At 35.8% G+C, this 17,127-nt stretch carries 11 protein-coding genes; 6 read left to right on the forward strand and 5 right to left on the reverse strand.

Annotation, left to right across the window (positions count from 1 at the left end):
* The first annotated feature begins 12 nt into the window (after positions 1-12).
* Entirely contained in the window at positions 13-609 is a 597-nt protein-coding gene (locus tag EZ449_RS03790) for an FMN-dependent NADH-azoreductase (RefSeq protein WP_131556626.1), read from the forward strand.
* A 49-nt stretch (positions 610-658) separates the two neighbouring features.
* On the opposite strand, the gene EZ449_RS03795 is transcribed toward EZ449_RS03790, so the two are convergent.
* A complete protein-coding gene (locus EZ449_RS03795; protein WP_131556627.1) occupies positions 659-1,021 on the reverse strand; it encodes a response regulator transcription factor in 363 nt (120 codons plus the stop codon).
* Between the two features lie 280 nt (positions 1,022-1,301).
* On the opposite strand from EZ449_RS03795, the gene EZ449_RS03800 reads away from it, so the two are divergent.
* Complete coding sequence (locus EZ449_RS03800) at positions 1,302-1,616, forward strand: hypothetical protein (protein WP_131556628.1); 315 nt, start codon at positions 1,302-1,304, stop codon at positions 1,614-1,616.
* A 297-nt stretch (positions 1,617-1,913) separates the two neighbouring features.
* Here the strand turns inward: EZ449_RS03800 and mnmA are convergent, their stop codons facing one another.
* Positions 1,914-3,005, reverse strand: a complete 1,092-nt coding sequence (gene mnmA, locus EZ449_RS03805) for a tRNA 2-thiouridine(34) synthase MnmA (protein ID WP_131556629.1) — start codon at positions 3,003-3,005, stop codon at positions 1,914-1,916.
* Between the two features lie 355 nt (positions 3,006-3,360).
* Between mnmA and EZ449_RS03810 the strand changes: the two genes are divergently transcribed.
* The 3 genes from EZ449_RS03810 (at position 3,361) to EZ449_RS03820 (ending at position 7,761) form a co-directional block, all read left to right on the forward strand.
* On the forward strand, positions 3,361-5,646 hold the full coding sequence (locus tag EZ449_RS03810; RefSeq protein WP_205942939.1) for a GH92 family glycosyl hydrolase: 2,286 nt from the start codon (positions 3,361-3,363) through the stop codon (positions 5,644-5,646).
* A 157-nt stretch (positions 5,647-5,803) separates the two neighbouring features.
* Entirely contained in the window at positions 5,804-6,475 is a 672-nt protein-coding gene (locus EZ449_RS03815) for a response regulator transcription factor (RefSeq protein WP_131556630.1), read from the forward strand.
* A 2-nt stretch (positions 6,476-6,477) separates the two neighbouring features.
* Positions 6,478-7,761: a sensor histidine kinase gene (locus tag EZ449_RS03820; protein ID WP_131556631.1), complete on the forward strand. Its 1,284-nt coding sequence runs from the start codon at positions 6,478-6,480 to the stop codon at positions 7,759-7,761.
* Between the two features lie 27 nt (positions 7,762-7,788).
* Here EZ449_RS03820 and EZ449_RS03825 read toward each other — a convergent pair whose 3' ends face one another.
* A complete protein-coding gene (locus EZ449_RS03825; protein ID WP_131556632.1) occupies positions 7,789-10,473 on the reverse strand; it encodes a gliding motility-associated C-terminal domain-containing protein in 2,685 nt (894 codons plus the stop codon).
* 53 nt (positions 10,474-10,526) lie between these two features.
* Entirely contained in the window at positions 10,527-11,243 is a 717-nt protein-coding gene (locus tag EZ449_RS03830) for a hypothetical protein (RefSeq protein WP_131556633.1), read from the reverse strand.
* Positions 11,244-11,555: 312 nt separating this feature from the next.
* On the opposite strand from EZ449_RS03830, the gene EZ449_RS03835 reads away from it, so the two are divergent.
* Positions 11,556-13,751, forward strand: a complete 2,196-nt coding sequence (locus EZ449_RS03835; RefSeq protein ID WP_131556634.1) for a B12-binding domain-containing radical SAM protein — start codon at positions 11,556-11,558, stop codon at positions 13,749-13,751.
* Positions 13,752-13,891: 140 nt separating this feature from the next.
* Here the strand turns inward: EZ449_RS03835 and EZ449_RS03840 are convergent, their stop codons facing one another.
* Positions 13,892-17,119 carry an amidohydrolase family protein gene (locus tag EZ449_RS03840; RefSeq protein WP_131556635.1) on the reverse strand — a complete coding sequence of 1,076 codons (3,228 nt, stop codon included), beginning with the start codon at positions 17,117-17,119 and terminating at the stop codon, positions 13,892-13,894.
* Positions 17,120-17,127: the final 8 nt, after the last annotated feature.

A 17,127-nucleotide genomic window follows, 5' to 3' on the forward strand; every position in this document is an offset into this window, starting at 1 on the left:
AAAGGCAAAAACATGAAAATATTACATCTTATATCTAGTCCGAGAGGGGCTGTTTCTTTCAGCATTAAATTGGGTAATGCAATTGTAGAAAAATTAGTTACTGCAAATCCAAATAGTACCATTACCACACACGATCTTACCTCGTCTCCATTCCCACATTTAGAGGAAGTACATTTAAATTCTTTTTACACGCCCTTAGAAAACTTTACGCCTGAATTAACGGAAGCAGTAAAACATTCAAACGAAGCTATTGCCGAATTGATGGACGCAGATGTGATTGTAATTGGTGTTCCACTTTATAATTTCGGAATCCACTCTACATTAAAAGCATGGATTGATCACATTGCCCGTGCCGGACAAACGTTTAGCTATTCAGGAAATGGACCTGAGGGTTTGGTTAAAGGTAAAAAAGTTTATTTGGCAATCTCATCAGGTGGCGTTTATTCTGAGGGACCAATGAAATCTTATGATTTTACAGAACCTTATTTGCGAGCAGTATTAGGTTTCTTAGGAATGGTTGATATGAAAGCTTTTAGGGTGGAGGGTGTTAACATGCCAGATTTGAAAGACCAAGCTTTAGAAAAAGCAATCGAAAGTATAGTGCTTTAGTTATAATTTATACAGCGGATAAAATTTCCGCTGTAGAAATTTATAGAATTTAATTAGGTAAATATTTTTCTACTCTACTGGCAAAATCATTCAAATCAAATGGTTTATTAATGAAATCTTCAGCATCGCATTTAGCTTTAACCGCATTTAAATGATTGTTGGCCGACATCATCATCACGGGAATAGCATGAGTTTTTACATTTCTTTTTAATAGATTACAAATATCTAACCCATTTCCATCCGGAAGCATAATATCTAAAATTACCATATCTGGAATATGCTCGTTCATTTGCATCCAAAAATCGCTGGTATTACAGCATGCTTTTACATCGTAATGTTCTTCAATTAATAAAAATTCAATTATTTCTCTGATGTTAGGATTGTCTTCAACTACATAAATGCACTTTTTCATATGCTCCTCCTTTTATATTAGGATAACTCCTCTAGCAGTCAGATGTTTAAGATAGTTGTTCACATTTATGGAGTTATTAACGCAGTAGGATGCACTTGTCATACTTTTCTACAATTTTATTTAAGGGTAAAAAAAATCGCTAAATAAATTTTGATACTAAATTTTTTAGTATAGATTTGCCTTTAGAGAGACAAGAATACACTATCAAAGATGTATTTATTTGATTATTTTAAACAAATAGGCTATGGCTACGTTTGTTTGCTGATATATTTATTTTTCTATGACCGTAACCGTTTTAGCCATATTTGAGACCGATTTTAGACCAGATCAATCACTAGGAAAGATCATGAACGAGCGACTGAGAATTGCTGCTGCAGATTTACAAGATATTCATTTGCAGTCGTTACAATCTATCGGTCAGCGTAATGATGATTTAGTAGTGTACATTAGTTATAACCCAAAATATACAATTAGGTGGCGTGTAGTTAATGATGTGCCAGAAGATGTAGAAAACTTTGTTGCGCAAGCTTGTGGTAACTTAGGCTATATCCATTGGAAAACTTCGTCTATAAACGTGTTCAAGGGAAATGAATAATCCTTAGAGTTGGCTATTTTGAAAACCTCGCATTTTGAGGTTTTTTTTATTTACAAGTTTTGGTAACGAATTTTAATAAATTGATTTATAGAATTATAGCTATTTTTTTGCTACCTTGAAATAAAAAAATATGGAGCTATTAGCCGAAGTTGTTTTATTCCTCCTCGAAATTTCAGTAGCTGCTTTTAGAAAGAGTAGGTGATTTTATCTCTTTTGAGAGATTCCTTTATCCAAAAAATGCTTTTAAAAAAGAAAACCCCAGTTAATAACTGAGGTTTATATGTTGAGTGAAATTCTTTAAACCAAAAAGCCACCGCCTAATAAATCGTTTCCTTCGTAAAAAACGGCAGATTGGCCAGGTGCTATTGCAGAAACATTGTGATCAAACACCACACGCATTCTATCTTTTTCTTGAACAATTGTACTTAACATACCGGCATCCTTATAACGGATCTTCGTAATTACGTCATTCATTGGTTCTTCAATACTCGCATATTTAACCAAGTTAATATTGCGAACCATGGCTTCCTTACGTTCCAGTTCTTCGGCTTTACCCAAAACAACAGTATTGCTTTCTGGTAAGATTTGAGTAACAAACATTGGCTCGCCAAATGCAATACCTAAACCCTTACGTTGCCCAATGGTGTAAAACGGATAACCTTTATGTTGACCAACGATCATTCCATTGCTTAAAATGAAATTACCACCAGCAACCTTATCTTCCAAATCTTCAACTTTATGTTTTAAAAATGCTCTGTAATCGTTATCAGGAACAAAGCAGATCTCGTAACTTTCAGATTTTTTTGCCAATTCCTCTTGTCCCATATCCAAAGCCATCTGTCTAATTTCGGCTTTTGCAAAACTGCCTAACGGAAATTTTGTACGGGAAAGATTCTCTTGAGACACACCCCAAAGCACATAAGATTGGTCTTTATTTTCATCCTTGCCTTTAGAAATTACATAACGGCCGCTATCTTGTTGGCGTACATTAGCATAATGACCAGTAGCAATAAACTCGCAATCTAATTTGTTGGCACGTTTTAATAAAGCTTCCCATTTAATGTGCGTATTACACAATACACAAGGATTTGGCGTTCTTCCGGCAAGGTATTCATCTACGAAATTATCGATTACATAATCTCCAAATTCATCGCGGATATCTAAAATGTAGTGAGGGAAACCATAATTTACGGCGAGTGTACGGGCATCGTTAATGCTATCTAGCGAACAACAACCAGTTTCCTTACTGATACCACCAGAGGTTGCATAATCCCAAGTTTTCATGGTTAAGCCAATAACCTCATAACCTTGCTCGTGCAACATTACAGCCGCTACCGAACTATCAACCCCGCCACTCATGGCAACCAGAATTCTACCGTGTTTACTCATTTTAAAATTATTGGATGCAAAAATAAGGTTTATTTAGCTGAAATTATTTAAAGCAAGTCAGTTACTTGTAAAAACGAGGTTTATAAATTCTTGCTTTTGTTGAGTTTCTTGCAAATTTTAAGTTAATTAAACCTGATCGAGAGCGGTTCCCGTTCTTGTCGGGATTAGCAAAGAGCAGGAGTGAAGCAACTGAAAAGTACTGCAATTGCTTTCTAAAAAATAATCCAATCCGCATTAGATTAAGCTATTGTATTTTTTTAGTTGGTTAAACGATTTAGTTGGAGAATTTTTACAGATTTGCGATTAAATTAATACCTTAGAATTTTCAAAAAAATAAGCTAAATTTTTAACTGATATGATTAAAAAAGTTGTTCTGCCTTGTCTTTTGCTTTCATCCCTAATGGCTGCGGCCCAGCAAAATCTTGTGCAGTATGTTAAGCCGATTATCGGTACTTCTAAAATGGGACATACTTACCCAGGTGCCACTGTTCCATTTGGTGCGGTTCAATTAAGTCCAGAAACGGATACTTTATCTTACGAAGTAAATGGAAAATACAACGGCGATGTTTATAAATATTGCGCTGGTTATAAGTTCGAGGATAAAACAATTACAGGTTTTAGTCATACTCATTTCAGCGGAACTGGTCATTCAGATTTGGGCGATTTTCTAATTATGCCAACCCAAGGAAAATTGCAGTTAAATCCGGGTACAGCTTCAGATCCAAAAGGTGGATATCGTTCTGCTTTCTCGCATGCAAATGAAAAAGTAGAAGCTGGCTACTACAAGGTGAAGCTTGAGGATGATAACATTACTGCAGAATTAACGGCTACCACCAGAGTTGGAATGCATCAATACACTTTTCCAAAATCAGATAAATCGCATATTATTTTAGATTTGATGGCAGGGATTTACAACTACGAAGACAAAACCGTTTGGACTTATGTTCGTGTTGTTAACGATACATTGGTTACGGGTTATCGCCAAACCAATGGATGGGGAAGAACCAGAACGGTTTATTTTGCCATGAGTTTTTCAAAGGCTTTTAAGAGTTACGGGCGTAAAAGCTACGATGCTAAACAGGCTTACAGAGGATTTTGGGGCAAGTTTAACCAAGATCAAAACTTCCCGGAAATTGCCGGTAAAAAGTTAAAAATGTATTTTGATTTTGATACTCAAGAAGGAGAAAAAGTTAAGATCAAGTTTGCTTTATCGCCAGTTAGCCAAGAAAATGCACTACAAAATATGCGTACAGAGATTTCTGGATGGGACTTTGAAAAAGTAAAAGCCCAAGCTCAATCGGGCTGGAATAAGGAATTAAACAAAATACAGGTTACCACTTCTAACGATAACAAAATTAATTTTTACACGGCCTTATACCATGCTTTTATCAATCCAACAACCTATACGGATGTAAATGGCGAATATAAAGGTTTAGATCAGGGCATCCATAAAGCGGATGGTTTTACCAATTATACCACTTTCTCTTTGTGGGATACTTATCGGGCTTTGCATCCATTCTTTAACATTATGCAACCAAGTCGAAGTAACGATATGGTGAAATCGATGATGGCGCATTATGATCAGAGTAGCCTGCACATGCTGCCTATTTGGTCGCATTATGCAAACGATAATTGGTGTATGAGTGGCTACCATAGTGTTTCCGTTTTGGCTGATGCTATTATTAAAGGCACCTATAATGGCGATGCAAATAAAGCTTTGGATGCCTGCGTAACAACGGCCAAACACCGCGATTACGAGGGGATTGGTTATTACATTGATAAGGGTTACATTCCTGCCGAAAAGAGTGGGGTATCGGTTTCGAATACGTTAGAATATGCTTATGATGATTGGGCGATAGCACAATTAGCTAAAAAACTTAATCGCATGGATGTTTATGATGAATTTATTAAACGTTCTGGTAACTGGAAAAATAATTACGATACTGCTTCAGGCTTTATGCGCCCACGCTTAGCTGATGGTACTTTTAAGAAAACATTCGATCCTAAAGACACTGAAGGACAAGGATTTATCGAGGGAAACAGCTGGAATTATAGTTTCTTTGTTCCGCATGATCCGGCTTCATTAATTGAAGTAATGGGTGGCAGAAAGAAATTTGCAGCTCGATTGGATTCCTTATTCAGTATGCATTTACCTGATGAATTTTTTGCACATACAGAAGATATTACTCGTGAAGGTATTATTGGTGGCTATGTTCATGGGAATGAGCCGGCGCACCATGTAGCTTATCTTTACAATTGGACTGATGAAGTTTATAAAGGTCAGGCTCAAATTCGCCACATTTTAAATATGCAATATAAACCTACTGCTGATGGTTTGGGTGGAAATGATGATTGCGGACAAATGAGTGCTTGGTATATGTTTTCTTCGATGGGATTTTATCCTGTTGCTCCAGGTTCTGACGTATATTCGTTAGGAAGTCCATTAGTTAATAATGCGGTGATTAATCTAGAAAACGGTAAAACATTTACAGTAGAAGCAATTAAACAAAGTGATAAAAATGTTTATGTTCAAAAAGTAATGTTGAATGGAAAAGAGATTACAAATCATCAAATTAAACATTCAGATATTACAAATGGAGGAAAGCTTACTTTTTATATGAGCGCTAAACCTAAAAAATAATATTACGAATCATCCCGATTGGTATATTTAACCGCTGGCAATTGTCGGCGGTTTTTTTTTTGCCCAGTTTTTACAGTTTTCTTTCAGATTTAATCTAAAAGATTATAACAAATTAAATTATTCCTCTCCAGTTGAAATAATTGTTAACTTAAACACAATGAAAATCCTGATAGTAGAAGATGAGTATCAATTATTAGAAAGCATGAAAGCTTACTTTGCTGAGGCTGGAACAATATGCGAAACAGCATCAAACTATGCTATGGCATCAGAAAAGATTGCATTGTATGATTATGATTGCATATTGTTAGATCTTGGACTTCCAGATGGTGAGGGGCTCGATCTGGTGAGGAAAATTAGATCGCTTAAAAAGAAAGATGGGATCTTAATTATCTCTGCAAGACACTCTCTCGATGATAAATTAAATGGTTTGGACCTTGGAGCTGATGATTATTTAGTGAAACCCTTTCATTTATCGGAGTTAAAAGCTCGGGTTACGGCAATTGTTCGTCGTAAAAATTTTGATGGCACCAATGAGATCTTATTTAATGAATTAACAGTTGATCTCAGTTCGATGAAAACTGCAGTTAATAAAATTCCTGTTGTTTTAACTAAAAAAGAATACGATCTATTGATTTACTTTTTATCTAACAAAGGAAAAGTAGTTTCCAAAAATGCTATGGCAGAGCATTTATGGGGCGATGAAATGGATATCGCCGATGATTTCGATTTCATTTACACACATGTTAAAAATTTGCGAAAAAAACTTGTAGAAGCAGGTGCGTTAGATTATTTGAAATCGGTTTATGGTATTGGTTACAAGTTTGGATAAATATGAAATTAGCAAGTAAATATAATCGAGTTAATTTGATTACATCTCTGGTAGTTTTGTTATTTACAGGGGTTATTTATTATGTTGTAATCCATTTTATATTAACCGAAAAATTAGATAGGGATCTTGGGGTAGAGGAAGATGAGATTAAACAATATGTAAAAACTTATCAGCAATTGCCACTTCCGGCAAGTTACCTCGATCAACAAATATATTATCGTCCATTAACAGGAAATGTAACTGAAACCAGGGATTTTAAGTATACAACTTTCTATAATCCGAAAGATAAAGAGATGGAACCTGGGAGGAGCTTGGTTACAATTGTCTTCCTGAAAAATAAACCGTACGAGGTAAATATCACAAAATCGCGTGTAGAGTCTGAAGATTTGGTCAGAATTATTTTGCTTATCACACTGGGCGTAACTGGAATACTCTTAATCAGCCTGATATTAATTAACCGTTTCGCATTGACAAGGCTATGGAAACCATTTTACAAAATCTTGTTACAGATGAAAGATTTTAATCTCACTAAAATGAATGAGATCACTTACAGTAAATCAGATATAGATGAATTTAACGAATTAAATGAGTCGGCAAATTTAATGGCTTCTCGCGTAAAACAGGATTATAAGGATTTAAGGAACTTTACAGACAACGCATCACACGAAATGATGACACCTTTAGCCATTATAAATTCTAAACTGGATACTTTGCTTCAGAATGGACCTTTTACTGAAGAACAGGGAATTATACTGGATGACATTTACAAGGCTACAGGAAGATTATCAAGACTTAACCAAGGACTACTTTTGTTAACCAAAATCGAAAATAATCTTGTTCCCGATATTCAGGTTATAGCCCTTAATGAGTTATTAGAAGAAAAAGTTCGGCTTTTCAAAGAACTAGCAGAAAATGAGAAGATTACTTTTCATTTAAATTTGGCTGCCGTAAAAGTGAATATGAGCAAATACTTGGCAGATGTTCTACTTAATAATTTATTGAGTAATGCCATTAAATACAATTTCAAAGGTGGCCAAATTTGGATTGTTTTAGATCAAGATTCCATACAGATATCAAATACAGGAAATGACGGTGAAATGGATTTAAACCTATTCAGCCGATTTGCTAAATCTGCTAATTCAGAAGGGATGGGCCTTGGTTTAGCTATTACGAAACAAATTTGTAGCCTTTATAACTTTTCTTTAAGCTATAAATTTGAAACGCAAAAACATTGGTTCTCGATTTTATTTAAAAATAGCGATAAAGCCAAAGTATTGCATCGTTGAATGAATATCTGAATAACAAATGAGGGATTATTTAATTATTGTAACTGATCCTTTAAGTATTTGGTTGGTACTTTTTGTTTCAATGGAATAATAGTAAACACCAACTGGAACAATATTTCCTTTTGTCTTCCCATCCCAAAAAGGATTGTTTCCATTCGATGTATAAATAATATTTCCGAACCGATTGTATATTATAATTTTTGCATTAGGATCACTTTCCAATCCACTTATTTGCCATATATCGTTAATATTATCACCATTTGGACTGAACGCATTTGGAATTAATATATCCTTACAGTACTGAACAACTTTGTAGGTCACGTTTTTGGTGCATCCATTTATATCTTCAACAGTTAGAACATAGTTACCTGCCTTATTTACTTCAAAAAACGGGATCTTAGTTTTTTCTCCATTCCAGGTGTAGAATGCAAAACCACTTTCAGCTTCAAGAGTAACTTTCTCTTTAGCAATAACACAAATTCTCTGCTCATCAGGTGACGATAAATTTATAGGGTCACCTACAATCACTTCTATTTCATCGCTTTGTTTTGTGCAGCCAGATGTACTTGTGAAATTCACATAAAATAAACCATTTCGATTAACTTTTATACTAGCAGTTCTTTCTCCCGTGCTCCAAAGAAAATCTGATCCACTCTGGTTTGGGTTAGCCGTTAGCGTAACTTCCTCACCAGCACAAAGCACTTTGTTTGTGGTACGATTTACAGCAACAGTTGGAACCAGATTAAACCTGATATTTCTTCCCAAAGAATTACTATTACAATTATCATCATTTAAGAATGAAACAACGTATAACCCTGATTTTGTTGTTGTAATAATGTTTTGATTTGCAAATTCCATCAATTCACCCCCATCTTTAAACCATTTTGTTTTATAATTTAAAGGATTAACAACTGAGATTTCTGCTGTCTCGCCAATGCAATAAGCAGTTTTTCCTAAAGAAAATATAGGGGTAGGTAAATTTATTTGATTGATTTTTACGGATTTTGATGTTTCAAAATAGCCATCACAGTTACTAACCTGTACATTATAAATTCCTGAAACTGCAATATTGTAGCTGTTTTGATTGGCATTTGGAATCTCTGCTCCATCTTTTATCCATTTATATTTATAGCCAGTTACTAATTTTGTTTGTAAACTATAGGAAGTTCCTTGGCAAATATTTACCTCATCTGGGTAATTAAATACAATCTCTGGAGTTGTATTGTTTTTTATTATGATGGGTAGTGATTCCAGAATGATATTTTCGCATAGCGCAGTTATTTTTAAAGTATACACTCCAGATTCTTTTAGCTCCACATTTGGTTTTCCTATCCAATCATTAATTTCAGTACCATCTTTAAACCATTGAAAAAGTAATTGATTGTGAAGGGAGGTTGGGATTCTAGGCGATAACTTTATAGTTTGGTTACCACAGGTTTCAAAAACTATTTCGGGTTTATTATAGCCATTTGATGGTGGTTTTTCATAGTAGAAATCACTATACTTTACTTTTGAATAGTAATCTTGGTCTAATGTGAGGTATATTTTCTTAATGCCATTTTCAGATGCTAGCCATAAAATTTTCTCGCACATGGTGTTATAATGGATTCCAGAGGGAATTTCTTTGGATATTGTAATATAGGTGTCGATACAAAGAGAATTAATTTTTAAATTAATTAAAGATGGATGTTTAGTAAATTTAACGCGATCTAAATTATCTGGACTCGAATAAAACTCATTAAAAATTGATGCTGGAGTATAATATAATCCCCTATCTGTGGCTGCAAAAACAAAATTTTGTTTAGCTATTGAGGTTAGTGCATATGATTCCTCCAAGTCGTTTATCTTTTCATCTGCGATAATTTTCTTTATCTCCATACCTGTACACGATAGCATATTTCTTGCAAATAACCCTTCATCAGTTCCCCAAATGTTGTAAAATATTTGCCATCCCGAAGTAACTAAAAATGCCTGTTGCCAATGGTGGGCAAATAATGTGCAATTTATTTTAGATGGATAAGGAGCTCGATCCGGTAATGCTGAAACATACGATGTGAAAGCTTTGTAGTTTAGTGTTGCATGATCATTAACAAAACATTGGCCCATAGGATACAGATGTTGAAAATCTACTGATTTGAAGCCAGCATTTGTAATATGCCAATCGGGTTCATTTACTAAAGGTTGATTTGTGTATGATTGTTGTTCTGTAACTGATAAATTGCCACGATAGATTTTATACATGTGCTTGTTAGTCGCAATTGCTAAATAATCATCATTTGGATTATATGGATAGGCAGGTGTATATTCTACATTTCTTTTAGAACTTATTATTGAAATATCGTTAATTCGACTTACTTCAGGGTAATTAACTTTTAGCTCGTGTTTTATTCCATTTTTAAAATGAACAATTATATCAGGTTTAACTAGAAAATACATTTCTGACTCATTAAAGCCAGTTAATTCGGCAATATTTAAGCCACTAGTTTGTGCGTAAATACTGAAATTAACATCACTATCTTTTTTATAATACACAGTCCCAGCTGGTGTTAATGCCCAAACTGTATGGTCCTCAACAGAAACAAATACTTGTTTAAAAGCTTGGTTATCTAGAAAAGATTCGCCCACTTTTAAATTTAACTGTCCTTTTAAAATGATCGGAACTATTAAAAGATAAGTAAGTAGAGAGATACGATAAATTAGCTTGATAATCATATATACAATTATACTTTAAAAAGCTGCAATGAAAAACCAATTTTGGTAAAAAATTACAAATAAACATTTGGCATAATTTCCCATGCCCAAGGTTTCTTAAAGGTTTTAAAAGTCCTCAATTGAGAAAAGTACAACACTTCACTGGTTTTTCTGTTGGCCACATCTCTTCTGTGTAAATTACCAACTGTGGTAAATAACTCGCGGGTTTTGAAATCGTAAACCCTCTCCGTCATGTCGCCTGTGTTTTGGTTGAAATATAGGTTTATCGCACTGGTTAAAAACCAATCTCTGTTTTCAAATTTAAAAGTATAACCCATTTCCCAACGCCATTCTGCGCCTCCTTGAAAGCGTAAATACAATTGTTGGTCTTTAATCCCGATTTGGTTAAGCGGATCGCCGAGTTTTCCGCCCTCTTGAGAACGTAAAATAAAATCGTTGTTTTGTGTAGATAGGTGATAAGCTCCTGATAATTTATCTTTAAAAAATAAAGCTAAAATTCGTGGTTTCTGTGTTTCCTTTATAATTTCGCTATTGTTATCTCCGTAGGTTCTGGTCTCGTCTGTGATTTTATTTGATTCAAAAATCACGGCTAAGTCATCAGTGCCGTCACTATTTAAATCGCCGTTTGCAGTTTCAATTACTGTCCAATTATTGGGTGTAAGCTGCTCAATTGAAGTTCCTTGTGATTTTATTTTTGGAAATAAAAACGTTTTTTGAGCAAAGCTGATTTGCGCCAAGAGCATCAAAAAAAGGGAATAGAAAGCTTTCATTAAGTAAAAACGGTGTTGATGTATGTTTAGAACGTTTTGATTAGCGTTTTAGTTTAGCGGGCATTGTCATTCTGAGGTACGAAGAATCTCATGCCATAGAACACTGCTGCAAATACTTCACTACTGAACCAAATGGTGATTTAAGGTTAAGCACTGCTAATCGGTTACAGATTATTAATCCTCGGTCTATGTTCTCATAGACAGAAATAAAATTTGTCGAATGGTCTGTGATGACACAGACCACGGAATTATGATTTATATTAAATCCATAAGTCTTAAAATTCCCTTACTTTTGCAGAAAATAAATTCCTTTTGAAAACCGAAATCTTCGCCATTACGCCGCCATTTACCCAACTGAATACTCCGTATCCGGCTACAGCGTATATAAAAGGTTTCCTGAACACTAAAAATATCTCCTCCGCACAAGCTGATTTGGGTATTGAAGTGATTTTGGAATTGTTCTCTAAAAAAGGTTTAAATAACTTATTTAAAGTTGATAATCAAAAACCTAAAAGCGATAATGCTAAGCGAATTTTGGCTTTAAAAGATGAATACCTCAAAACGATTGATGCTGTAATTGCTTTCTTGCAAGGGAAAAACCCAACATTAGCACTTCAAATTTGCGGTGATGACTTTCTTCCGCAGGCATCTCGCTTTGCACAGCTAGAAGAATTAGATTGGGCTTTCGGCGCAATGGGAACGCAGGATAAAGCGAAACATTTGGCAACGCTTTACCTGGAAGATATTTCAGATTACATTGTAGAATGCATAGACGAAAATTTCGGTTTTAGCCGATATGCCGAACGTTTAGGTAGAAGCGCAAATTCTTTTGATGAGCTTTATAATGCTTTAAACCAGGAACCAACGTACATTGATAAAATCTTAATTTCTGTTTTAAAAGAAAAAATCGAAACGATTCAACCCAAACTGTTTTTGATTTCCGTTCCTTTCCCTGGGAATTTATACAGCGCTTTTCGTTGTGCGCAATGGGTAAAAGCCAATCATCCTGAAATAAAAATTTCTATGGGTGGCGGTTTCCCAAATACCGAGTTACGCTCATTATCCGATAAACGTGTTTTCGAATTTTTTGATTTCATCACTTTGGATGACGGAGAATTGCCAATTGATTTGCTCATTCAAAACATCAGCGGAGCTTTACCAAAGGAAATGCAGATGTATAAAAGAACTTTTCTTTTGGAAAATGGAGAAGTTGTTTACAAGAACGATTCATTTAGAAAAGATTATAAACAAGCAGATGTCGGAACTCCTGATTATGATGGTTTACTCTTGGATAAATACATTTCGGTAATTGAAATTGTAAACCCAATGCATCGCATGTGGAGCGACGGACGTTGGAACAAACTCACAATGGCGCATGGTTGTTATTGGGGTAAATGCACTTTCTGCGATATTTCTTTAGATTACATTAAGGTTTACGAACCCGTTCAGGCCAGGCAAATTGTTGATAGAATTGAAGATTTGTACGAGAAAACTGGTCAGAATGGTTTTCATTTTGTAGATGAAGCTGCACCACCTGCTTTGATGCGTGAAGTTGCTTTGGAAATCATCCGCAGGAAATTGGCCGTAACCTGGTGGACGAATATTCGTTTCGAGAAAAGTTTTACTGCCGATTTATGTTTGCTGCTAAAAGCATCGGGCTGTATCGCCGTTTCAGGTGGATTGGAAGTAGCATCCGATAGGTTATTGAAACTAATTGATAAAGGCGTTACGGTAGAGCAGGTAGCAAAAGTGACCAAGAACTTTACTTCAGTAGGCATTATGGTTCATGCTTATTTGATGTATGGTTACCCCACACAAACTATTCAGGAAACAGTCGATAGTTTAGAAATGGTTCGTCAGTTATTTGAGGCTGGTGTATTACAATCAGGTTTTTGGCACCAATTCGCCATGACTGCTCATAGTCCTGTAGGTATGTATCCTGAGAGATTCGGGGTGGTTAAGGAATCGGAAAGCATCGGTACTTTTGCCAATAACGACATCAATTACATCGACAAAACAGGTATCGACCATAATAAATTCAGCTACGGATTGAAGAAATCTCTATTCAATTTTATGCATGGAATCTGTTTTGATTTCGAATTGCAGGATTGGTTCGATTTTAAAATCCCGAGAACCAAAATTCAATCTGATTTTATTGAAAAGGCTTTGAATGATGATGATAATTTCAATACTAAGCCAACTGCAAAAGTGGTTTGGATAGGAGGAAAGCCATCAGCTGAATCTTTTACGAAATCGAAAAAAGGTAATACATGGGAAATGGCTTCACTAACTTTTCACGATAAACGAGAAAGTTTTACTGTTCAAACCAATAAAAGTGAGGGTGAGTGGTTGGTTTCAATTTTGGAGAAAATTCATATTTCAAAAGAAAAGGTTTACACTTTTGCTGAAGTTAAGGCAGATTTTGAAACCGAAATGGAGAATTTCGAATTGTTCTGGTACTCCAAACCAATTAATACGCTAAGGGAATTTGGATTGTTGGTTTTATGATTATTTCGCTTATCGACATGCTGAATTAATTTCAGCATCTTAATATCGAATATTAAACTAACCATATAAGGAATGTAAGAAAATATAAGACTTTGAGCTTAAATGAAACCTTACATTTCTTATATGGTAGAATAAATTATTTAATCACAATGTGGAACTGTAAAAGTCCATGTTTCTGATTCCCCATCTGGAACGATATATCCATTGCCTCTTGCGGTTTCAAACCACAATTTACCACGAAGTTTTTCTCTTGTTCCAACTTCATTCATCGTTGCGCTGTCATACAAACGGCCATTAATCATCACATATTTAATCTTTTCCGAATTACGAATATCATCTAAAGGATTTGCATCCATAATTACTAAATCTGCTAATTTTCCAACTTCTAATGAACCGATTTCTTTATCCATTCCTAAATAATGTGCGCCATTAACAGTTGCATTTCGAATAGCTTGCAATGGAGAAAACCCTCCCTGAACAAACATCCAAAGTTCCCAATGTGCACCTAGACCCTGAATCTGTCCATGAGCACCAAGGTTCGCTTTTGTACCGCCGTCAGCTATTTGTTTGGTTGCTTTTGCAATATCAATGTGATTGTAATCGCTATATTCTGAAGTGGTTCTGCGTCTCGCCCTTGCATCGATAATCGAACGCGGCGTGTAAGTCATTAACTTTTCATTTTCCCACACATTTGTTCTATCGTACCAATAATTTTCGCCCCACTGACCGCCGTAAGCTACAATTAAAGTAGGGGTATAACCCACTGAAGTATTATTCCAAAGCGTGGTTACATCTTTATAAACCGGTAACACTGGGATGCTGTGCTCAATTCCGGTATGACCATCAGTAATCATGTTCATGTTATGGAAAAATGTTGAACCACCCTCAGGTACAACTTCCATTTTTAATTGACGAGCAGCTTCTAATATTTGCTGGCGTTGCTCCCTGCGTGGTTGATTGTAAGACTTTACAGAAAATGCACCAACCGCTTTCAATCGTTTCAAGTTTGCAAGCGCATCATCTAAACTATTAACTACAACTTTAAAATCGCCATCAGCACCATATAAAATCGAACCTGTAGAATAAACTCTTGGTCCAACCATTCGGCCCGCCTTAAGCATTTCACTTTGACTGAAAACCATTTCGGTATTGCTCGATGGGTCGTGAGAGGTTGTAACGCCGAAGGCCAAATTAGCCATGTAACTCCAATCGCTTTGTGGCGAAATTCCATCAGGGCTGGTGCGTAAATGCGCATGAACATCAACAATTCCCGGCATAATCGTTTTGCCATTCACATCAATTACTTTCGCGTTTGCCGGAATTGTTACCGCATCAGCTTTACCAATAGCGGTAATTTTATTTCCATCGGTTAAGATGGTGCCGTTTTCAATTACTTCATCACCTTTCATCGAGATAATTCTTGCACCTTTTAAGGCAACAATTCCGGTTGGCACATCGCTTTTTAAATTAAGGTTAATATCGATTGAGTTGGCTTGAGTTTTAGGTGTTGCGCCATCAAAATTAAAAGCATTATTCACGTCAATGGTGAAATATTTAGGACCTAATGTCCAATGCAAGTTTTTACTGTCTGCACTCCATTGCATATAAGTTCCGCCATCGGTTGTAACTTTTGCAACAGGAATTGCCTTATTCCCAGCCGATGCATCTTGGGCAGTTCCAACGTTAATCATCGGAGTGATGTAAACATTAAAAAGCTCATTGAAAGCTAACCATTTATTATCAGGACTAACTGCAAACTGATTGGCATACTGCGAAGTGAAGTGTGTTCTTTCGTTTGCACCGTTCAAATCAATACTTTTTAAGGCCTTTTTCCCATCAGCATAACTTTGGAAATAAATTCTGGTATCATTGTTATTGAAAGATGGCTTTATCCCGTTATCTAACACCAAACTTTTAGCACCACCAGCTGCAGGCATAATAAAAATTCCTGTTCCACGGCCATAGTTGTAACCTAAAACATCGTTTCCACTACCTTTTCTGAACACAATTTTATCGCCTTTGGTAGAATATTGAGGAGAATAGTAAAATCCTTTTTCATCGCTCAACGTAATGGTTTTGCCCGATTTTAAATCGGTTCTTTTTATCGCTCCGCGGAGTTCATCGCTCCAGGTAGTGTAGATTAAAAACTTCCCATCAGGGCTAAAATTGGGTTCGAATTCAAAATCCAAACCGTTAGTTAATCTTTCGGGTTTGCCATTTGGCAATTCCTGCTTGTAAAGAAAACCTGCAGCATTAAAAACAATAGTTTTTCCATCAGGAGATGTAGTTAATTGCCTTAACATTTTAGCCGTGAAATCATTGCTGAAAACCTGCTGTTCAAAATGTAAAGCTTGTTGAATGGTTTGTATCGTATTTGCCTGAAACGGAATTGTTGAATTAATTAAAGTGCCTATTTCTGTTTTTCTGATTTTTCCTTTCGCATAAAAGATTAAACTTTTGCTGTCTGGTGTCCATGCGAAATTTGGGTAAACACCGAATATTGCCCATGTTTCTTGCTGGTCGTGAGATAAATCTTCGTTTACAGGCCATTCTTCGCCAGTTTTAATATTTTGAACGTAAAGTGTCGATTTTAAACGAACACGTTTTACAAACGCGATTAAATTTCCATCAGGCGAAACCTGTGGACGGCAAGCACCACCTTGTTCATTAATTAATGTGGTTAATTTTCCAGTTGTTAAATCCAGCTGACGAATCGCATAAATTGTTCCGTTCGGGTCTTTACTGTATTCGAAGTTTGGCCCCGGAGTAACATCTTCACTAAAATAAACATACTTTCCATCAGGCGAAACATTAGGTTCGCCAGCATCTTGCTGGTCGTTTTTACGTTTTGTTAATTGAACACCATCACCGCCGTTTATGCTGTACATCCACATTTCACCTGCACCCAAAGAACGACTAGCCGTAAAGTGCTTACGGGCGATAATGTAATCGCTATTCGGCATCCAGGTTGCGTTATTCAACAACCTGAAACTTTCTTTAGTAACTTGTTTTTTGCCCGAACCATCGCGGTTCATTATCCAAATATTATCGCCACCACTTTTATCGCTGGTGTAAGAAATATATTTTCCATCGGGGCTAAACCTTGGTTGCACATCGTAAGCAATACCTCCGCTAATCAACTTCGCCTGGCCACCCGAAATCGGCATGGTGTAAATATCACCCAACAAATCAAAAACTATTTCCTGGCCATCGGCACTTACATCAAGGTTCATCCAAGTACCCTCATCTGTATTTAAAGTGAAGTTTTTGGTTGTACCTTGAAATTTTTCTACGTCCCATTTTTTTTCTTGGGCGTTTGAAGTAAAAAATAAAAGAGAAAGCGCAGATAGAAAATAGAGTTGTTTCATCTAAATGT

The organism is Pedobacter frigidisoli (assembly GCF_004331675.1).
Classification (GTDB): domain Bacteria; phylum Bacteroidota; class Bacteroidia; order Sphingobacteriales; family Sphingobacteriaceae; genus Pedobacter; species Pedobacter frigidisoli.

Bases quoted from the DNA above. Each gene is read 5' to 3' on its own strand.
- EZ449_RS03790 (WP_131556626.1), top strand. From the start codon at position 13: ATGAAAATATTACATCTTATATCTAGTCCGAGAGGGGCTGTTTCTTTC.
- EZ449_RS03795 (WP_131556627.1), bottom strand. From the start codon at position 1,021: ATGAAAAAGTGCATTTATGTAGTTGAAGACAATCCTAACATCAGAGAA.
- EZ449_RS03800 (WP_131556628.1), top strand. From the start codon at position 1,302: ATGACCGTAACCGTTTTAGCCATATTTGAGACCGATTTTAGACCAGAT.
- mnmA (WP_131556629.1), bottom strand. From the start codon at position 3,005: ATGAGTAAACACGGTAGAATTCTGGTTGCCATGAGTGGCGGGGTTGAT.
- EZ449_RS03810 (WP_205942939.1), top strand. From the start codon at position 3,361: ATGATTAAAAAAGTTGTTCTGCCTTGTCTTTTGCTTTCATCCCTAATG.
- EZ449_RS03815 (WP_131556630.1), top strand. From the start codon at position 5,804: ATGAAAATCCTGATAGTAGAAGATGAGTATCAATTATTAGAAAGCATG.
- EZ449_RS03820 (WP_131556631.1), top strand. From the start codon at position 6,478: ATGAAATTAGCAAGTAAATATAATCGAGTTAATTTGATTACATCTCTG.
- EZ449_RS03825 (WP_131556632.1), bottom strand. From the start codon at position 10,473: ATGATTATCAAGCTAATTTATCGTATCTCTCTACTTACTTATCTTTTA.
- EZ449_RS03830 (WP_131556633.1), bottom strand. From the start codon at position 11,243: ATGAAAGCTTTCTATTCCCTTTTTTTGATGCTCTTGGCGCAAATCAGC.
- EZ449_RS03840 (WP_131556635.1), bottom strand. From the start codon at position 17,119: ATGAAACAACTCTATTTTCTATCTGCGCTTTCTCTTTTATTTTTTACT.